At 65.2% G+C, this 19,542-nt stretch carries 15 protein-coding genes; 9 read left to right on the top strand and 6 right to left on the bottom strand.

The window, feature by feature from the left end; all coding sequences use genetic code 11:
* Window positions 1-100: 100 nt before the first annotated feature.
* The 3 genes from C8J44_RS02610 to C8J44_RS02600 form a co-directional block, all read right to left on the bottom strand.
* Window positions 101-667 (bottom strand): CHAP domain-containing protein, encoded by a 567-nt coding sequence (locus C8J44_RS02610; protein WP_121903245.1) that lies wholly within the window; start codon window positions 665-667, stop codon window positions 101-103.
* Between the two features lie 107 nt (window positions 668-774).
* Window positions 775-1,629 carry a MoxR family ATPase gene (locus tag C8J44_RS02605; protein ID WP_060525606.1) on the bottom strand — a complete coding sequence of 285 codons (855 nt, stop codon included), beginning with the start codon at window positions 1,627-1,629 and terminating at the stop codon, window positions 775-777.
* Window positions 1,630-1,696: 67 nt separating this feature from the next.
* Entirely contained in the window at window positions 1,697-2,362 is a 666-nt protein-coding gene (locus C8J44_RS02600) for a DUF6975 family protein (protein ID WP_121903799.1), read from the bottom strand.
* 311 nt (window positions 2,363-2,673) lie between these two features.
* On the opposite strand from C8J44_RS02600, the gene C8J44_RS02595 reads away from it, so the two are divergent.
* From C8J44_RS02595 to C8J44_RS02575, 5 genes are all read left to right on the top strand, one after another.
* Entirely contained in the window at window positions 2,674-4,953 is a 2,280-nt protein-coding gene (locus C8J44_RS02595) for a DPP IV N-terminal domain-containing protein (protein WP_404969186.1), read from the top strand.
* Between the two features lie 6 nt (window positions 4,954-4,959).
* Entirely contained in the window at window positions 4,960-5,676 is a 717-nt protein-coding gene (locus tag C8J44_RS02590) for an MgtC/SapB family protein (RefSeq protein WP_060525604.1), read from the top strand.
* Window positions 5,677-5,769: 93 nt separating this feature from the next.
* Complete coding sequence (locus C8J44_RS02585) at window positions 5,770-6,231, top strand: VOC family protein (protein WP_121903243.1); 462 nt, start codon at window positions 5,770-5,772, stop codon at window positions 6,229-6,231.
* A 178-nt stretch (window positions 6,232-6,409) separates the two neighbouring features.
* Window positions 6,410-7,435 carry an aspartate-semialdehyde dehydrogenase gene (locus tag C8J44_RS02580; protein WP_121885163.1) on the top strand — a complete coding sequence of 342 codons (1,026 nt, stop codon included), beginning with the start codon at window positions 6,410-6,412 and terminating at the stop codon, window positions 7,433-7,435.
* Window positions 7,436-7,504: 69 nt separating this feature from the next.
* On the top strand, window positions 7,505-8,278 hold the full coding sequence (locus C8J44_RS02575) for an alpha/beta fold hydrolase (protein WP_404969173.1): 774 nt from the start codon (window positions 7,505-7,507) through the stop codon (window positions 8,276-8,278).
* Window positions 8,279-8,587: 309 nt separating this feature from the next.
* Here the strand turns inward: C8J44_RS02575 and C8J44_RS02570 are convergent, their stop codons facing one another.
* The 3 genes from C8J44_RS02570 to C8J44_RS02560 all read right to left on the bottom strand — a co-directional run bounded on the left by C8J44_RS02570 (window position 8,588) and on the right by C8J44_RS02560 (window position 11,267).
* A complete protein-coding gene (locus C8J44_RS02570; RefSeq protein ID WP_121903241.1) occupies window positions 8,588-9,094 on the bottom strand; it encodes a hypothetical protein in 507 nt (168 codons plus the stop codon).
* Between the two features lie 77 nt (window positions 9,095-9,171).
* On the bottom strand, window positions 9,172-10,608 hold the full coding sequence (locus C8J44_RS02565) for an AMP nucleosidase (RefSeq protein ID WP_121903240.1): 1,437 nt from the start codon (window positions 10,606-10,608) through the stop codon (window positions 9,172-9,174).
* A 179-nt stretch (window positions 10,609-10,787) separates the two neighbouring features.
* Window positions 10,788-11,267, bottom strand: a complete 480-nt coding sequence (locus C8J44_RS02560) for a peroxiredoxin (protein WP_056048648.1) — start codon at window positions 11,265-11,267, stop codon at window positions 10,788-10,790.
* Between the two features lie 108 nt (window positions 11,268-11,375).
* Here C8J44_RS02560 and C8J44_RS02555 point away from each other — a divergent pair, with 108 nt between their 5' ends.
* From C8J44_RS02555 to C8J44_RS02540, 4 genes are all read left to right on the top strand, one after another.
* Entirely contained in the window at window positions 11,376-11,936 is a 561-nt protein-coding gene (locus tag C8J44_RS02555) for a YqgE/AlgH family protein (protein ID WP_121903798.1), read from the top strand.
* A gap of 273 nt (window positions 11,937-12,209) precedes the next feature.
* Window positions 12,210-13,643: an adenosylhomocysteinase gene (gene ahcY, locus C8J44_RS02550; protein ID WP_060525557.1), complete on the top strand. Its 1,434-nt coding sequence runs from the start codon at window positions 12,210-12,212 to the stop codon at window positions 13,641-13,643.
* Window positions 13,644-13,829: 186 nt separating this feature from the next.
* Window positions 13,830-16,934: a TonB-dependent receptor domain-containing protein gene (locus C8J44_RS02545; protein WP_121903239.1), complete on the top strand. Its 3,105-nt coding sequence runs from the start codon at window positions 13,830-13,832 to the stop codon at window positions 16,932-16,934.
* Between the two features lie 142 nt (window positions 16,935-17,076).
* Window positions 17,077-19,452: a PAS domain-containing sensor histidine kinase gene (locus C8J44_RS02540; RefSeq protein ID WP_121903238.1), complete on the top strand. Its 2,376-nt coding sequence runs from the start codon at window positions 17,077-17,079 to the stop codon at window positions 19,450-19,452.
* The last annotated feature ends 90 nt before the right edge of the window (window positions 19,453-19,542 follow it).

The raw sequence follows: 19,542 nt of genomic DNA, 5'->3' as shown, positions 1-19,542 counted from the left end.
GACGAAAGTCAGGACCCAGGGTTACGGGCGGCGCGGGTCTTGGCTCTGGGTCCTGACTTTCGTCAGGATGCCGGTGGTGGTCAGGACGACCGGCCGAGCGTTACCGCGCGATCGGCTTGCCGCTGACCGGAACGTAGGCGTCGATCAGCGCACCGACATAATCGGGGTTGCGGCTGGTGAGTTCGGACGCGGCGTGCGTGTGGCCGTAGATGAAGCCATAGACCGGGTAGACCCCGCCGCCGAGGCCGTCGACGTCCTTGTACCAGACCTTCACGTCGCTCCAGTCGTTGCGCGGCGAGACGTCGAACAGCGTGACGTCCTGCTCGGCATGTCCCCGCTCGCCGTTCTGGCGCGACCAGTTGGCGTGGGTGAGCATCACGACGCGCTTCTCGACGACGCGGCTGACGACCGCGACATGGCCCATCGGCAGGCGCGCGGTCTTGGCGAAGACGATCACCGCGCCTTCCTTGGGCTTGTGCGTGCGTTCGTATTTGCCGTCCGCCTGCTCCCACCAGGTCCAGGCGTTGCCGTAGATCTGGATACCCGACGCAGCACGCGCGAAGGGGACGCACTCGCCGACGTAATTCAGCAACGACGTGGCATGGCCGCCGGTCGCCGCTGCGGCGGCGATGACGAGGCTGAGGAGCGTTCGGGGGAGTCGCTTCATGCCGCTGGTGTACAAAGCACCGAGTGACTGGTCGGTTGCCGGCTTTGGTTAACGCATGGTCCTGCCGCGCTTTTCGGTCGGGTCGGCGTGCGCCCGTCGCGAAACGCTTACCCCTGGTTCTTCTGCCGCTTCGCCATGAACGCCAGACGTTCGAACAGCATGACGTCCTGTTCGTTCTTGAGCAGCGCGCCGTGCAAGGGCGGGATCGCCTTGGTCGGGTCGCGGTTCTGGAGGATGTCGAGCGGCATGTCCTCGTGAAGGAGCAGCTTGAGCCAGTCGAGCAGTTCGCTGGTCGAGGGCTTCTTCTTCAGCCCCGGCACGTCGCGGACATCGTAGAACAGGTCCATCGCCTTGCTCACGAGGATCTTCTGGATGCCGGGGAAATGCACGTCGACGATCGCCTGCATCGTCTGGCGGTCGGGGAACTTGATATAGTGGAAGAAGCACCGGCGCAGGAACGCGTCGGGCAGTTCCTTCTCGTTGTTGCTGGTGATGATGACGATCGGGCGCTCGACCGCGCGCACGGTTTCCTTCGTCTCGTAGACGTGGAATTCCATCCGATCGAGTTCCTGCAACAGGTCGTTCGGGAACTCGATATCAGCCTTGTCGATCTCGTCGATCAGCAGGACGGGCGGCGCGGGCTGGGTGAACGCCTCCCATAATTTGCCCTTGCGGATATAGTTGCCGATGTCGTGGACGCGCGCGTCGCCGAGTTGGCCGTCGCGCAGGCGGGCGACCGCGTCGTATTCGTAGAGGCCCTGCTGCGCCTTGGTGGTCGACTTGATGTTCCACTCGATAAGCGGCGCGCCGAGCGCCTTGGCGATCTCGTAGGCGAGCACGGTCTTGCCGGTGCCGGGTTCGCCCTTGATCAGCAGCGGGCGGCGCAGCGTCACGGCGGCGTTGACCGCGACTTTCAAATCGTCGGTCGCGACGTAGCTCTGGGTGCCCTCGAAGCGCTTCATGCGATGTCCCGTCCGGTTCTGAATACCCGGTATGGATAGAGGGGAAGCGGTCTTCAGCGCAAGCGCGTTACAGATCGCCGCGGGCGCTCGCGCGGGCTTCGAGCAGCGACCACAGGCCGCGATGCTGCGCGAACAATTGCTGCGCGCCGAACAGGATCGCGCGATCGCAACCGGGCGCTGCACCGAGTTCGGCGATCGTCGCAGCCGTGACGGACTCGTGGGGGAAGCCGGTCGCGGGCACGGCGACCGAGAACCGTTCCGCCGCAGCATCGAGGACACCGCGGATCGCGGCCCAGTCGTAGACCAGCGCGGCGGCGGCTCCGGTGGCACAGCCACGCCGTTCGGACCGAGCCAGCATTTCGAGCGCGTGGCGTTCGTTGACGAGCGCGGTTTCGGTCAGGGCCTGGCCCGGCGTCGACGGCAACGGGCCGACCGCTGCTGTGAGTTGCGCGAGATAGGCGCGTTCCTCGGCAAATCCGACCGCGGCGGCGGCGAGCCATTCGGTCGCTGGCGGCTGCGCTGCCTGCGTCAGGACATCGGCGATCATGCCCGGATGGTCGCCGTGGATCGCGCACAATGCGTGGATCGCGTCGGAGAGCGTGCGCTGCACCGGCGTCCCGAGGACGAGGCGGCGCATGTGCGGGTGCGCGGCGCTGCCGTCGGCCTCGCCCAGGCGGACGAGCGCGTCCCACGCATTCGACGTCCCGATCTGTAGTGCCGCGTGGGAAACCATCGTGCTCCGGTCGAACAAGTCGTGCGCTGCGTATGCGCCACGCCGTTCCCTTGCGCCGCATCGCCTGTACGAAGCGCGTAGGAACATGGTGTACGTGAAATTAATTATAGCATCTTGGTCGCGAGGACGGTCGCAAATCCCGCGTTTCTTGGACAATCGCCGACGGTACGCGATCCGGTCTTTACGCCGTGACGCGCCGTCGCGATAACGCGCCCGGCGCCGGGGTAGGATCGGCGACCTGATCCCACGGAGTCTACAGGATGCGCACATGGTTGCTCGGGCTTGCACTTGCTTCGGTCGGAACCGCCGCGATGGCCGCTGATCAGGTCACGCCCCCGGCCGCGCCCGCTGCACCAGCGCCTGTGCCCGCACCGGCACGACCGGTCGAGGCGGCCAAGCCCGGCGACCTGACAATGGCGCGCGTGTTCGGCAATCCGGACCTGTCGGGATCGCAGCCCAAAGCGGTCCGGCTGTCGCCCGATGGCACGTTGCTGACGAGCTTGCGCAACCGCGACGACGAGAAGGAACGCTTCGATCTCTGGGCGGTCGATACCGCGACCGGGGCGGCGCGGATGCTGGTCGATTCGAAGAAGGTCGGCAGCGGTGCCGAGCTGACCGAAGCCGAGAAGATGCAGCGCGAGCGCGCGCGGATCGGCGGCCAGAAGGGCATCGTCGCCTATGACTGGGCGCCCGACGGCAAGTCGATCCTCGTGCCGCTCGACGGCGACCTGTATCTCGCCGGGCTCGACGGCAAGGTCACGCGGCTGACCGACACGCCGGGTGGCGAGTTGAACCCGGTGGTCAGCCCCAAGGGCGGCTTCGTGTCGTTCGTCCGCGACCAGAACGTCGTCGTCCAACCACTGAGTGGTGGCGCCGCGAGGGCGGTCACGACCGGTGGCGGCGGCACCGTCCATTTCGGCGAGGCTGAGTTCGTCGCGCAGGAGGAAATGCACCGCGACACCGGCTATTGGTGGGCGCCCGACGAGCAGCATATCGCGGTCGAGCGGTTCGACGAGGCGCCGGTCCATGTCGCCACCCGCGCGTCGATCGGCGCGACCGGGACCAAGGTGTACGAACAGCGCTATCCCGCGGCCGGCACGCCCAACGTGCTGGTCGACCTCTACATCATGAAGCCCGATGGCTCGGGCCAGGTGAGGGTCGATCTCGGTACCAACCGCGACATCTATCTAGCGCGCGTCGACTGGACGCCCGATGGCCGGATGCTGCTGGTGCAGCGCCAGAGCCGCGACCAGAAGCTGATGGAGATGCTCCGCGTCGATCCGGCGACGGGCAAGTCGACGATCCTGTTCACCGAGAAATCGGGCGTGAAGAGCTGGCTCAACCTGTCTGACGCCTACCGCGTGCTGAAGGATGGCAGCCTGATCTGGCGTTCGGAGCGGAGCGGCTACGGGCATCTGTACCGGTTCGCGTCGGGCAAATGGACGCAGCTGACCAAGGGCGATTGGGTCGTCACCGATCTGGTCGGCATCGACGAAGCGAAGGGACGCGTGTTCTTCCTCGGCAACAAGGACGACGTGCTCGAACAGCAGCTCTATTCGGTCGACGTCGCCAAGCCCAACGCGATCACCCGGCTGACCGAAGCGGGCTGGTGGAACAGCGCGACGATGGATGCGGCCGCGAGCCGCCTGATCATCTCGCGCTCGAACCCGAAGCAGCCGACGCAGGTGTATCTGGCGGACGCGACCGGTAAGCGGATCTCGTGGATCAACGAGAATGCGGTGGTCGAGGGGCATCCCTATTATCCGTATCTGGCGAGCCACCAGGAGACCAAGTTCGGCACGCTGAAGGCCAAGAACGGCATGACGCTCTACTGGGAGATGATCACGCCACCGCTCGAGCCCGGCAAGAAATACCCTGTGTTCTTCGAGCATTACGGCGGCCCCGGCACCGGTCAGGTCGTCACGCGCGGCTGGCAGGGCGCGTTGCCGCAATATCTGGTCGATCGCGGCTACATCTATTTCAAGATCGACAACCGCGGCTCGTACAATCGTGGCCGCGCGTTCGAGAACCAGATCTATCACGCGATGGGGACGGTCGAGGTCGAGGATCAGCTGACCGGCGCGAACTATCTAAAGTCGCTGCCGTTCGTCGAGCCGAGCAAGATCGCGACCTATGGCTGGTCCTATGGCGGCTACATGTCGCTGAAGATGCTGGAGAAGACTCCGGGCGTGTATGCGGCGGCAGTCTCTGGCGCGCCGGTCACCGACTGGCAGCTGTACGACACGCATTATACCGAGCGCTATCTCGGCGATCCGGCGGCCGACCCGGCGAGCTATGCGACGTCGGCGGCGGTCGAGGAGGCGAACAAGATCGTCGATCCGCTGTTGCTGATCCACGGCATGGCGGACGACAACGTGTTCCTCGACAATTCGACCAAGGTCGCGGCGCGGATGCAGGCGACCGATACGCCGTTCGAGATGATGTTCTACCCAGGCTATACGCACCGCGTGGCGGGGCCGGGGATCAGCGAGCATGTCTGGGGGACGATCCTGAACTTCCTCGACCGGACGGTGAAGGACAAGCCGGTGCCCGAGGCCACGTCAGCCGCGTCCCCGACGCCCGCGAAGTAACTCCCGGTGCGGTTCGTCGAGACGTTTCACCTGTGGCCGTTCCTCGACACGCTGGTGAGCTATATCGCCGCGTTCGTGTTCGGGACGCTGATCGGGGCGGAGCGGCAATATCGCCAGCGCACCGCGGGGTTGCGGACGAACACGCTGGTCGCGCTCGGGTCGGCCGCGTTCGTCGACCTCGGCCAGCGGCTGGGCGGCGACGTCGAGTCGATCCGGATCATCGCTTACGTCGTGTCGGGGATCGGCTTCCTCGGCGCAGGCGTGATCATGAAGGAGGGGATGAACGTCCGCGGCCTCAACACCGCGGCGACGCTCTGGTGCTCGGCGGCGGTGGGGTCGTGCGCGGGCAGCGACATGATCGCGGAGGCGGGGTTGCTGACGTTCGTGGTGCTGCTGGCGAACACCGCGCTGCGGCCGCTGGTCGACGGGATCAACCGGATCCCGACCGAGGGGCGGACGATCGAGGCCACCTACAGCGTGATGGTGACGGTTGCGGCGGGGGATGCGGGGCCGATCGGCGATCTGGTGGTCGAGCATCTGGAGGCTGCGCAACTGCAGGTGGCGGAGCTGGCCGTGACCGAGCGCGGCGAGGACCGGGTCGAGATCGCCGCGACTCTGGTGGCGACGAACGTGCCGTCGGAGGAACTGGATGCGATCACGGATCACCTGGCTAAGGTGCACGGAATCGAGCATGCGACGTGGCAGGCCAGGACGCACGACTGACGGGTGCAGGAAGTTGGACGATGCCTGAGTTGACGTTGCCAACGTCTGAAGTCACCCACCCCCGGGACGTTCAGGCCCAGTGAGAGTGCAGCAATGAACGACGCCGCAAACGTAATTGCCGTGGACCACACGGGTTTCGCTGTATCGTCTTTGGACGAAGCCGTTCGGTTTTGGACGGGAGCGCTCGGTTTCACACTTGAGCGACAATCGGAGATGGGGGGCGATTTCCTGCATCAGGTGACAGGTGTCGATGATCCGAGTGTGAAAACGGCGATTGTCAGGGCACCAGACGGCTACGTTGTCGAACTGTTGCAATATTCAAGAGGGCACCAGAACGGGGCGGTGTCTTCCAGCGCGGGATCGATCGGAGCGGCCCACCTGGCGCTGACCGTAAAGGATATTCATGCCGCTATTGCCCGCGTCGAAGCAGCAGGATGGAAGGCCAAGGGTAGCCCACTGCCGATCGCGGGTGGTCCCCGGAAGGGTACGTTGGTGGCATACGTTTCAGGCCCCGATCATATCACGATAGAGCTTATGCAGTCGCCGGCCCGTTAATACGCCTGCGGAAGTTTTCCCGCTTCACCATCCTTTTCGGGAAAGGCGGCAACTGCCCAATGTCGGCTATCGCCACCCGCCCTCCCAAACTCCCCCTATCCGCGCAACAAGTCGAAAGCCGTTGGACCTCGCCGCGCAACGTCGGTACTGCGCGGCCAAGTCCAATCGGAGTGACAACATGGGTTATCGGGTGGTGGTCGCAGGGGCGACCGGCAATGTCGGGCGCGAGATGCTCAATATCCTGGCGGAGCGGGAGTTTCCCGCCGACGAGATCGCCTGCGTCGCGTCGTCGCGCAGCCAGGGGTTGATGGTCGACTACGGCGACACCGGCAAGCAGATCAAATGCACGAACATCGAGCATTTCGACTGGAACGGCTGGGACATGGCGCTGTTCGCGATCGGCTCGGAGGGCACCGCGGTCTACGCACCGATCGCCGCCGCCGCCGGTTGCGTGGTGATCGACAATTCGTCGCTCTACCGCATGGACCCCGACGTGCCGCTGATCGTGCCCGAGGTGAACCCTGAGGCGATCGACGGCTACAAGGTCCGCAACATCATCGCCAACCCCAACTGCTCGACCGCGCAGATGGTCGTCGCGCTGAAGCCGCTGCACGATGCGGCGAAGATCCTGCGCGTGGTCGTCTCGACCTATCAGTCGGTGTCGGGCGCGGGCAAGGCGGGGATGGACGAGTTGTTCGAGCAGAGCCGCAACATCTTCGTCGGCGATCCGGCCGAGCCCAAGCTGTTCACCAAGCAGATCGCCTTCAACGTGATCCCGCACATCGACAGCTTCCTCGACGACGGCTCGACCAAGGAAGAGTGGAAGATGGTCGTCGAGACCAAGAAGATCCTCGACAAGAAGATCAAGGTCACCGCGACCTGCGTCCGGGTACCCGTGTTCGTCGGCCATTCGGAAGCGATCAACATCGAGTTCGAGAACGAGATCTCGGCCGAGGAAGCGCAGAACATCCTCCGCGAGGCGCCCGGCATCATGCTGGTCGATAAGCGCGAGGACGGCGGGTACATCACGCCGATCGAGTGCGTTGGCGATTTCGCGACCTACATCAGCCGCGTGCGCGAGGATCCGACCGTCGAGAACGGCCTCAACCTGTGGTGCGTCAGCGATAACCTCCGCAAGGGTGCGGCGCTGAACGCGGTGCAGATCGCCGAGCTGCTCGGGCGTCGGCATTTGCAGAAGGCGTGAACGCGCGGGGCGGCGACGGCGTGTCGCCGCCCTTGGATCTGGCGACGACAGGCAATGCAGGATGAGTTTGTGAGCAGCACCCCGAGCGAGACGCAGTTTTTCGAGAGCTTCGACGGCACGCGGCTGGCGTGGCACGAGGTCGGCCCAACCACCGATGATACGCGCGCGGTGGTGTTGATCCACGGCTATTTCTCCGACGCGAAGACCAACTGGATCCGCTATGGCCACGCCGCCAAGATCGCCGCGAAGGGGTTTCGCGTGATCATGCCGGACCTGCGTGCGCACGGCGAGAGCGACAAGCCGCATGGGCTGGAGGCGTATCCGGCCGACGCGCTGACGCAGGACGGGCATGCGCTGATCGCGCATCTCGGGCTGACCGACTATGATCTGGGCGGTTATTCGCTGGGTGCGCGGACGACGTCGCGGATGCTGGCGACGGGCGCGACGCCGCGTCGGGTGATCTTCTCGGGGATGGGGCTGGAGGGGCTGACGCAGACGTCGCGGCGTGCCGGGCATTTCCGGAACATCCTGACCAGGCTCGGGCAGCATGTGCAGGGCACGCCCGAGTGGCTGGCGGAGGCGTTCCTCAAGACCACCGGCGGCGATCCGGTCGCCTTGCTCGGCATACTCGAGACGTTCGTGGATACGCCGTTGGATACGGTGAAGGCGATCCGGCAGCCTACCTTGGTCGTGTGCGGCGGTGAGGATCAGGACAACGGGTCTGCGCCGGACCTAGCGGCGGTTTTGTTACATGGGGAATACGTCGAGACTCCCGGTGGACATATGAGTGCGGTCGTGAAGCCCGAACTCGGCCAGGCGATCGCGGACTTTCTCGCGCGGTAAGCACGCGAAGCTTCGTCCGTCATCCTGACGGACGTCGCTTTTCAAAGAGTAGGGATTGCTCACTAACTTCTGGTTCCCCCGCGAAGGCGGGGGCCCAGGGTTACAAACGCTTCCGTGGTCTTAGCTGGGCCCCCGCCTCCGCGGGGGAACGGTCGGCAGCGCGGCTCTTGTGTTTTACCGCCCCGGCGAAGGCCGGGGTCCAATTGGGAAACGCCACTGAATGGGCGGTGCGGTTCGTGACAAAGGACGTTCCAATTGGGCCCCGGCCTTCGCCGGGGTGGAGTATTCATCTGGGAGCAGGAGCGGCGCCTACTCCGGAACCGTCCCTGGATCGGCGATGCCGGCGTCGAACGACTTCGACGAGTCCGCGCCGTCGGCCTGATGCGCGTGCTTGCCCTTTGGTTTGGGCGCTGGCTGAGCCTTGGGCGTGCTGCCTCGCAAGGTGAGCAGCGCGCCAACCGCCGCTCCCGCAACCGCAACGCCGCTGAAGATCGCCGCGGCACCCCATTTGCCGCGCGTCTTTTCCGGCGGCTTGGCGACCGGGACCGGCGTCGCCGAGTTGCGCGCGGGGACCGGCCGCGGCGTGCTGCGCTTGGTCGAGCGTGGCTTTGGCGTCGGCTTGGCTGCGGGCTTTGGCGGCGCGGCGGCCACGGGCTTGTCCGCAACCGGTTTTGCCGTCGGCACCGGCTTCGGCGCGACCGGCTTGGTCGAGGACGTGGCGGCCGGTGCCGCCTTGGGCGCGCTCGCCTTGCGCGGCGCGCGGCGGCGGGTGACGGGCTTCTTTGCTTCCGTATCGGGCGTGTCGGTGTCGGCCACGGTTATCTTCCCTCAGCAATGATTCCGGATGCGTAACCCATTCTCGCGCGATCCGCTCCGATTTTTAGCGGCCCACGTTATCGGAACGGCGGCTCGTCGAACGCGCGGAGCTTGCGGCTATGGAGCTTCGGGCCCTCCAGGCGGAGCTGTTCGCAGGTCTCGATCCCGATCCGCAGATGCTCGCTGATCGCGCGTTCGTAGAAGCGGTTGGCCTGGCCCGGCAGCTTCAGCTCGCCGTGGAGCGGCTTGTCCGAGACGCAGAGCAACGTCCCATACGGGACGCGGAAGCGATAGCCCTGCGCGGCGATCGTCGCGGATTCCATGTCGATGCCGACGGCGCGGCTGAGCGAGAAGCGGAGTGCAGATTTCGAGTAGCGCAGCTCCCAGTTGCGGTCGTCGGTGGTGACGATCGTGCCGGTGCGCAGGCGGCGCTTGAGTTCCTCGCCCGACTGGCCCGAGACGATCTCGGCCGCCTTCGCCATCGCGAGCTGGACTTCGGCGATCGCGGGAATCGGGATTTCGGGGGGCAGGACGTCGTCGAGGACATGGTCGTCGCGCAGATAGGCATGCGCCAGAACATAGTCGCCGATCCGCTGGCTCGGCCGCAGCCCGCCGCAATGGCCGATCATCAGCCACGCCTCTGGGCGCAACACCGCGAGATGGTCGCAGATCGTCTTGGCGTTCGACGGCCCGACGCCGATGTTGACGAGCGTGATACCGGTGCGGTCGTCCGCCATCAGGTGATAGGCGGGCATCTGGTGACGGCGCCAGGCGCTGTCGGAGATGATCTTGTCGATGTCGTCGCCCGACGAGATGGTGATGCCGCCTGCGCCGGAGAGGCTGGTGAAGCGACTGCCTTCCCCCAATTGCGTGCCGGCCCAGCGGACGAACTCGTCGACATAACGGTGATAGTTGGTGAACAGCACGAAGCGCTGTGCGTGCTCCGCCGGCGTGCCCATGTAGTGACGCAGGCGGGCAAGGCTGAAATCGGTGCGCAGGCCGTCGAACAGCGCAAGCGGACGCGTCTCGTCGTGCGCGATCCAGAGGCCGTCCGCAATCTCGTCGCCGATATGCGCGAGCTCGGTCGCGGGGAAGTGGCGCGACAATTCGGTCGCGGACACCTCGTCGAGGCTCAGCGCGTGGCCGGGCTCAATCACATAGGGGAACGGGATTTCCTGGCGACCCTCGACCGCCTCTACGGTGACGTCGTAATCCTCGATCAGCAGCGTGAGCTGTTCGATCAGGTACTCGGCGAAGATCGCGGGCTTGGTGACGCTGATGCGGTATTCGCCTGCGTTGACCAGGCGGCCGAACGACCGCAGCGGGGTAGGGCGATCGACGCCGCCCTTATAGGTCAGCCGGATCTCGGGATAGGCGAACGAGCCGTCGGTGCGGCTGGTTGGATCGGGCGTCGTTCCGTCGGCGATATAGGCGCTCATCGCGGCTTGGAGGCGCTCGACGGAGGCGCGGTAGAGGCGGTCGAGGTTGGCGACGAGGTCGGATGCGATTGTCATCGGGCAGTGTTAGGTGGCGGACGTTACGGTGGCAAGACTTCGAAATCCTCCCCGGCACGGGGAGGGGGACCGTTCGTGAAGCGAAGGGTGGAGGGGGCGTGCCGCACACGGTACGTTCGCGGAGAGCCCCCTCCGTCAGCCCTGACGGGCTGCCACCTCCCCGTGCCGAGGAGGAATGATCAGATCTCGCTGAGCAGGTGTTCGGCCGAGCTGACCTTGAACTCGCCGGGTGCCTCGACGTTCAGCTGCTCGACGACGCCGTCGTTTACCAGCATCGAATACCGCTGGCTGCGCGTGCCCATGCCGAAGCCCGAGCCGTCCATCGTCAACCCGATCGCCTTGGCGAAATCGGCATTGCCGTCCGCGAGCAGCGTGATATCGCCAGCACCCGCCGACTTGCCCCACGCGCCCATCACGAACGCGTCGTTGACCGACACGCAGGCTATCTCGTCGACGCCCTTGGCCTTCAGCTCGGCTTCCTTCTCGACGAAACCGGGCAAATGCTTGGCCGAGCAGGTCGGCGTGAACGCGCCGGGGACCGCGAACAGCGCGACCTTGCGGCCCTTGAAGAAGCTGTCGGTATCGACCTGATCGGGGCCATCCGCGGTGGCCTTGACGAGAGTGGTGGTGGGAAGGCGGTCGCCGACGCTGATCGTCATCTGAAATCTCCTGTGCCGCGCGGTCGTCGCGCGCGGTGCGTACCTTGGACGCCGGACGGCGGATTTCAAGCGTGGCGACGGGGTACGTGCAACGCTATGTTCCTGGTCATGGACAAGACGCGCTTTCTTTCGGGACAATTCCTGCTCGCGATGCCGGGCATGAGCGACCCACGCTTCGCCCGCGCCGTGATCGCGATGTGCAGCCATGACGAGAACGGCGCGATCGGCATCGGGATCGGCGCGACGATCGATGGTTTGGGCTTCCACGACCTGCTCGACCAGTTCGGGATCGAGCCGGGCGACGCGCCCAACGCGCCGGTGCATTTCGGTGGCCCCGTCGAGCCGCGGCGCGGGTTCGTCGTACATTCGTCCGACTGGGGCGGGCAGGACTCGGTCGATGTCGCCGGGCGGTGGAAGCTGTCGAGCACGGTCGACGTGCTCCGCGCGATCGCCGAAGGGAAGGGCCCGTCGGAGTGGGTGGTGGCGCTCGGCTATGCCGGTTGGGATGGCGGACAGCTCGAGGGCGAGCTGTCGCGGCCGGGGTGGTTCAACGTGGCCGGGGACGCCGAACTGCTGTTCGAGACCGCGGCGGAGGATCGCTGGACGCTGGCTTTCGCGCAGGCTGGCGTGGATCCGCGGTTGCTCGTCGCGGAGACGGGTAGGGCCTGACTTCGGGGGCAACGGCCCGACCTCGTGATCGTCATTCCCGCGGAGGCGGGAACCCATATTGGCTAACCTTGCGATCGAGTCTTGAACGGCTGAGGATGTGGATCCCCGCCTTGACGGGGATGACCATCTTGGGTGGCACGAGCAAACTCACGGCCCTCCGACCCCTCATATAAAGATATCTTTATATTTGATTTGGGGCCTCAATTCTCCTATGATGCAGTATCCGGCACGGGCATGAGGCTCGCCGATCACGATATTCTCAGGAGACTCCTCGTGGCCACCACGCTTGCGCCTACGAAGACCGACGCCAAGGCCGACTACGTCGTCGCCGACATCAGCCTCGCCGATTTCGGCCGCGCCGAGATCAACATCGCCGAGACCGAGATGCCCGGTCTGATGTCGCTGCGCACCGAATTCGGCGCCGCGCAGCCGCTCAAGGGCGCGCGGATCACCGGTTCGTTGCACATGACGATCCAGACCGCGGTGCTGATCGAGACGCTGACCGCGCTCGGCGCCGATGTCCGCTGGGCGACCTGCAACATCTTCTCGACGCAGGACCATGCCGCCGCCGCCATCGCCGCGACCGGCGTCCCCGTGTTCGCGATCAAGGGCGAGAGCCTGGCCGATTACTGGAACTATGTCGGCGATATCTTCTCGTGGGATCGCGACGTAGAGGGCCAGACCGCCAACATCATCCTCGATGACGGTGGCGACGCGACGATGTTCGCACTCTGGGGTGCCAAGCTCGAAGCCGGCCACACGATGCCCGAGCCCGAGAACGAGGAAGAGGTCGAGATGCAGCGTGCGCTCAAGGCGTACGTCGCGAAGAACCCCGGCTACCTCACCGAGACCGTCAAAAACCTGAAGGGCGTCTCGGAAGAGACCACCACGGGTGTCCACCGCCTGTACGAGATCGCCAAGAAGGGCGAGCTGCCGTTCCCCGCGATCAACGTCAACGACTCGGTCACCAAGTCGAAGTTCGACAACCTCTACGGCTGCAAGGAATCGCTGGTCGACGCGATCCGTCGCGCGACCGACGTCATGCTCGCCGGCAAGGTCGCCTGCGTCGCCGGCTTCGGTGACGTCGGCAAGGGCTCGGCCCAGTCGCTCCGCAACGGCGGCGCGCGCGTGATGGTCACCGAAGTCGATCCGATCTGCGCACTGCAGGCGGCGATGGAGGGCTTCGAGGTCGTGACGATGGAAGAAGCGGTCAGCCGCGCCGACATCTTCTGCACCGCGACCGGCAACGCCGACGTCATCACCGCCGATCACATGAAGGCGATGAAGCCGATGTCGATCGTCTGCAACATCGGCCACTTCGACTCGGAGATCCAGATCGCCGCGCTGTCGAACTACGACTGGACCGAAGTGAAGCCCGGCACCGATCTGGTGAAGTTCCCGGACGGCAAGCAGATCATCATCCTGGCGAAGGGTCGCCTGGTGAACCTCGGTTGCGCAACCGGCCACCCGTCGTTCGTGATGTCGGCCTCGTTCACCAACCAGACGCTCGCGCAGATCGAGCTCTGGACCAAGGGCGAGAACTACAAGAACGAAGTCTACGTCCTGCCGAAGCACCTCGACGAGAAGGTCGCGATGCTCCACCTCGAGAAGCTCGGCGTGAAGCTGTCGAAGCTTTCGGACAAGCAGGCCGGCTACATCGGCGTGCCGGTCGAAGGCCCGTTCAAGCCGGACCACTACCGCTACTGATCCTCAGGATTCCGTAGGGTTTTCGAAAGCCGCGTCCGCCATCAGGCGGGCGCGGCTTTTTCGTTGCGGATCCGTGTTGCAGCGATGCAACATGTTTGTAATGTTTCGCCACCCCCGTTGATAAAGCGGCATAAAAGGTGTCCTTTCGGCCTCAGCAAAAAAGCTCAGGTTCAGGGGTTCTTCACAATGGTTGGTATTTCGGTCCGGAAGTCCGGATTGTTCGTAACGGCGTCCACGGTCGCGTTCGTATTGGCTGCGGCGATCCCGGCAGCAGCGCAAACGGCTACACCGGTAGACGCGCAGACCCAGGCTCCCGGTACCGATCCTGCCGCGCCGGTCGGTTCCGACACCACGACGGGTTCGGTCGCGCAGACCGTGGCGCCGGAAGCCAACGCCGGTGGCGATATCGTCGTAACCGGTTCGCGCATTGCGCGCCCGACGCTCGATTCGCCGATTCCGGTGACCACGGTGACGCAGGCCGATCTGACGCGGACCGGTGCGGTCGTCATCGGCGACGTACTCAACGACCTGCCGTCGCTGCGCTCGACCTACAGCCAAGCGAATTCGACGCAGTTCATCGGTACCGCCGGTATCAACCTGCTCGATCTTCGCGGTCTTGGACCAACGCGTACGCTCGTTCTCGTCAATGGCCGCCGCCACATCACTGGATCGGTTGGCGACTTCCTGGTCGATACCAACACGATCCCGACCGACCTGATCGACCGCGTCGATATCGTTACCGGCGGCAGCTCGGCAGTCTATGGTTCGGACGCGATGGCGGGCGTCGTCAACTTCGTGCTGAAGCGCAATTTCGACGGCGTCTCGCTCAACGCGCAGAGCGGGATCGCCGACAATGGCAATCGCGGCACGTATCGGTTGTCGGGCACGTTCGGCAAGAACTTCGCCGAGGGTCGCGGCAACATCGCGCTCGGCCTGGAGTATAATCAGGCTGACCTCCTGACCTATGCCGACCGCCCCGAACTGACGGGCATCTATTCGGGTCGCAATCAGATCACCCGCGTTGCGCCGAATGGCGCAGGCGTCCCGGAGCGGACATTCCTGAAGGGCCTGCATAGCTTCGGCTACGACAATGGCGGCAACTTCATCCCCTATGGCGACGGCAACCTGCTGGATTGCAACAGCGTCGCCGCGGCTTGCCGGGCCAATGGCGCGCCGCGCGTGTTCGGCTTCGGCACCGACGGGACGCTGTCGGAGTATAATTACGGAAACGATCTTCGTCCGTCGGGCAACAACAGCAACCAGAACGGGAGCGGCCCGACCCTGCGAGACAAGGGTACGCTGAACCCCGGCTTGAAGCGGTACGTGGCCAATCTGATCGGGCATTTCGATGTGTCCGAGGCGTTCAAGCCGTTCTTCGAGGCGAAGTTCGTGCGTGTCGACAGCTATGCGCAGGGCACGGGTACGTTCAACCAAGGCGGTACGCAGGGCGATGGCGCCGAGGGCGAGACGTATCTGGCCAGCGGCATTCCGGTTGCCTTCGACAATGCCTATCTCAACCCACAGGCGGCAGCGACTATCCGTTCGCTGTTGCCGGCCGGTTCGGAGTATTTCCGGGTCAACCGCAACAACTCCGATCTGGGGACGCGTGACGAGGCGGATCGCCGCGACACGTATCGGATCGTGGTGGGTGCCGAGGGCAAATTCAACGACGACTGGAAGTACGACGTCTCGGTGAACTACGGCGAGTTCCGTACGAAGTCGAAGTTCTACAACAACCAGTTCCAGTCGCGCTTCTACAACGCGATCGACGCTGTTCGTAACGGCGCAGGCCAGATCGTGTGCCGTATCAACCAGGCGACTGTGGTTGATCCGTCGTGCGCGCCGCTCGACATCCTGGGCGAGGGTCGCGCGAGCCAGGCGGCGTTGAACTACATCAACACGACGTCGACCAGCCGCGGCAAGGCGACCGAATTCGACGTGACGGCCAACATCGTCGGCGACAGCTCGCAGCTGTTCGAACTGCCCGGCGGTCCCGTTCGGTTCGCGGTCGGCGGCGAGTATCGTCGCGAGACGGCGTTCTCGGCCTATGATGACACGATCAAGGGCGGCGACACGTTCTTCAACGTCATCCCCGACTTCCGCCCGCCGGCGTTTGCTGTGAAGGAAGCCTATGGCGAGTTGGAAGTTCCGCTGCTCAAGGACATCAGCTTCGCCAAGGAGCTGACGGTCAACGGCGCAGGTCGCGTTGCGGACTACAAGGGTTCCACCGGAACGGTCTACGCCTACAATTTCGGCGGGATCTACGCGCCGATCAACGACATCAAGTTCCGGGTGAATTATTCGCGGTCGGTTCGTGCACCTACGCTGAACGACCTTTACGCCTCGAACAGCCAGGATTTCCCGCAGCTCGACGATCCGTGCGACGTCAACTTCATCAACACGGGGCGCTCGACGCGTGCTGCTAACTGCGCGGCGGCAGGTGTTCCGGCTGGCTTCGTCAACAGCACCGCACGGGCCGGCTCGACCGAGATCCTTTCAGGCGGAAACCCCAATCTGCAGGCTGAGAAGTCGCGGAGCTGGACCTATGGCGCGATCTTCCAGCCAAGCTTCCTTCCCGGTTTCGCGCTTACGGTCGATTACTACGACATCAAGATCAACAAGGTCATCCAGTCGGTCGACGCACAGACCATCCTCGATGCATGCTACGACGCTCCGACGCTCGGCAACACCTTCTGCAACCTGATCAATCCGCGCCAAGCGAACGGCCTGTTCGCGCGGCCGGCGCTGTTGCAGAGCACGGTCAACTTCGCTGCGCTGAAGGCCAAGGGCATCGATTTCGACGCGAGCTACAACCGCCGCTTCGGTGCCGATACCAAGGCAACGTTCCGCGTGATCGGAAACTGGGTCCGCGACCGGACCGATTTCCCGTATCTTAACGAGCCCAGCCGGCCTGATCGGGTGAGGGGTGAGCTCGGCGATCCGATCTGGAACGTCAACGCCTCGGTCGACCTGACGCACAAGAACTTCACGCTCGGGTATCAGGTGCGGTATATCGGCCGCCAGTCGATCACCGATTGGGAAGCACAGCACGACACCAACGGCGTTCCGGCGCTCAACCCGACTTACGCCGACGTCGTGTATCATCCGAAGGTGATCTATCATGCGGTTCGCGCGTCGGTCGACGTCGACAAGCGCTTCACCTTATACGGCGGCGTCGATAACCTGACCGACAAGAAGCCGCCTTACGGCCTACTCGGCAACGGTGACGGCGACGCGATCTACGACAACATCGGTCGTGCGATGTATATCGGTGCGTCGGTCAAGCTCTAAGCTGAGGGATATGTCGACCACGTAGTGGTAGACCGTGAAGGGCGGGTCCGCATGTCGGGCTCGCCCTTTTCGTTTTCTGGTGGCTTTCCCCCGAGGGACGGTTTGGCCTACATGGACGAATGATGTCGAACCGGGCTTCCCGATGATGGTCCTCGGGACCGGTGCCGCCGTAACGGTGGGGGCATTCCTGCTGTTGGCGATCCTCGCGGGATTGGCGCTGCTGTACGCGGGCCTGCGCGCCAGATCCGCTGCCGCCGAAATGATCGAGGCCAATGCGCATCTTCAGACGCTGCTCGACGGATCGCCCGCGATCGTCACCGTGATCCGCTCCGGCGGGCGGATCGAAATGACGCAGCGGATGGCGGACTGGCTCGGGCTGGATGTGGCCCCGCGCTCGATCGCCGAACTTGCCACTGGCGGGACGGGGCTGTCCGCCGACGACGCAGCGCGGCTGATTGCGGATATCACGGCGGCGCAGCGCGCGGGGCGGCCGTTCGTGCGGTCGGTGCGGCTGGTCGGCTCGACCCGGGCAATCACGTTTCGCGGTGGCCGTGCGCCCGGCGAGATGGGCGCGGCGGGGGCGGTTTTGCTGTGGGCGTTCGATGCGACCGACAGCGAGGCGGAGATCGCCCGACTCAGCGCCGAAACCACGCGGCTGGGATCGGCGTACGACTCGCTGACCGGGCTGATCGAGGCGGCGCCGATGCCGATGTGGTACCGCGCCAACGATCTGCGTCTGACGATGGTCAACACCGCCTATGTCGATGCGGTCGAAGGGCGCGATGCCGCCGACGTCGTCGCGCGCGGGCTGGAGCTGGTCGAGGGATCGGGGCGCGGCGGGCCGCTCGCCGGGGCTGCAGTAGCGCGGGAACAAGGCCGGCCGCATCAGCAGGTCTTGCCGGCGACGATCGATGGCGCACGACGCTCGTTGCAGATCTACGACGTGCCGCTGCCGAGCGGTGGCGTCGCCGGGTTCGCGATCGATATCGAGGAGCTGGAACAGGCGCGGTCGGGCGCCAAGCGCTTTGCCGAAGCGCAGCGCGCGATGCTCGACCGGCTTTCCGCGGGCGTAGCACAGTTCGGCGGCGACCGGTCGCTCGTGTTCTGCAACCAGCCGTTCCGTCGGATGTTCGCGATGCGCAGCGAATGGCTCGCCGACCGCCCCGAATTCGACCGCGTGCTCGAGCGAATGCGCGAGGCCAATCGCCTGCCCGAGGTCCGCGACTTCCCGAGCTGGAAGGCGGAACGGCGCGACTGGTTCCTGCAGACCGGCGGATCGCAGAGCGGCCCGGTCGGCGGCGGCGCGATCGAGGAGAACTGGCATTTGCGCGGCGGCACGCATCTCCGCGTCGTCGCGCAGCCGCTCCCCGATGGCGGGCTGCTGCTGATCTTCGAGGATCGCACCGAGCAGGTCCAGCTTGCCAGCGCGCGCGACACGCTGTTGCGGGTGAGGACCGCGACGTTCGACAATCTGTTCGAGGCGCTCGGCGTGTTCGCCGCCGATGGCCGGTTGCAGGTCTGGAACAACCGCTTCCGGCTGTTGTGGGGGCTCGAGGAGGAGTTTCTGGCGGCACATCCTCGGGTCGACGCGTTCGCCGAGGCGGTCGGCGGCAAGCTCGCGACGCCGAGCCGTTCGGCGCTGATCCCCGATCTGGTCCGCTCGGCGACGGTCGAGCGCCAGCAGCGCGGCGGGCGCGTGGCGTTCGCCGACGGGCGCCATTTCGAGTTTGCCGGAGTGCCGCTGCCCGATGGCAACGCGCTGTTCACGATGCTCGACATCACCGACAGCCGGCGCGCCGAGCAGGCGTTGCGCGACCGTGCCGACGCGCTGGAGGCCGCCGACAAGGTCAAGACCGCGTTCGTCGCCAACATGAGCTATGAACTGCGCACGCCGTTGACGTCGATCAGCGGGTTCGCGGAGATGCTGCACGGCGGCTATGCGGGCGAGATGACGCCGCAAGCCGTCGGGTATGTCGGCGCGATCCTCGAGTCGGTCGAGCGGCTCGGGCTGCTGGTCGACGACGTGCTCGACCTGACGCGCGCCGAGAGCGACCGCGACGAGACCGACCGCAGCGACGTCGATCTCGCCAACACCGTGCGCGCCGCGGCCGAGACGATCCTGCCGTCGGCGAAACGGCGCAAACTCGACTTCGCGGTCGAGGTCGCGCGGTCGACGGGACGCGTCAACGGCAATCCGAAGCGGCTGAAGGAGGTCGTCGAGCATCTGTTGCGGCATGCGGTCGCGGCGACGCCCGATGGCGGACGGGTGCTGTTGCATACCGACGGCAATGCGACGTCGGCGCGGATCGTGGTGTCGGACGATGGGGTCGGGATGGATGCGGAGGCGGTCGCGCATGCGTTCGACCGGTTCGCGGAGTCGAAGCCGATGGGGGATCGGGCTTTGGGTCTCGGACTGCCGTTGGCGAAACAGTTCGTCGAGGCGCATGGCGGGACGATCGAGCTGGTATCCGAACCCGGCGCGGGCACGCTGATCACCGTAGAATTGCCACGTCGATGATCGTTTTGAATCTACTCCGTCTCCCCTCCGGGGAGAGGGTTGGGGTGAGGGGCAGCCAAGCAGTGCGTCGCCCGGAACAGCCCCTCACCC

The organism is Sphingomonas sp. PP-CE-3A-406, from assembly GCF_003688625.1.
Lineage (GTDB): Bacteria > Pseudomonadota > Alphaproteobacteria > Sphingomonadales > Sphingomonadaceae > Sphingomonas.
This window is presented reverse-complemented; position numbering and strand designations above follow the sequence as displayed.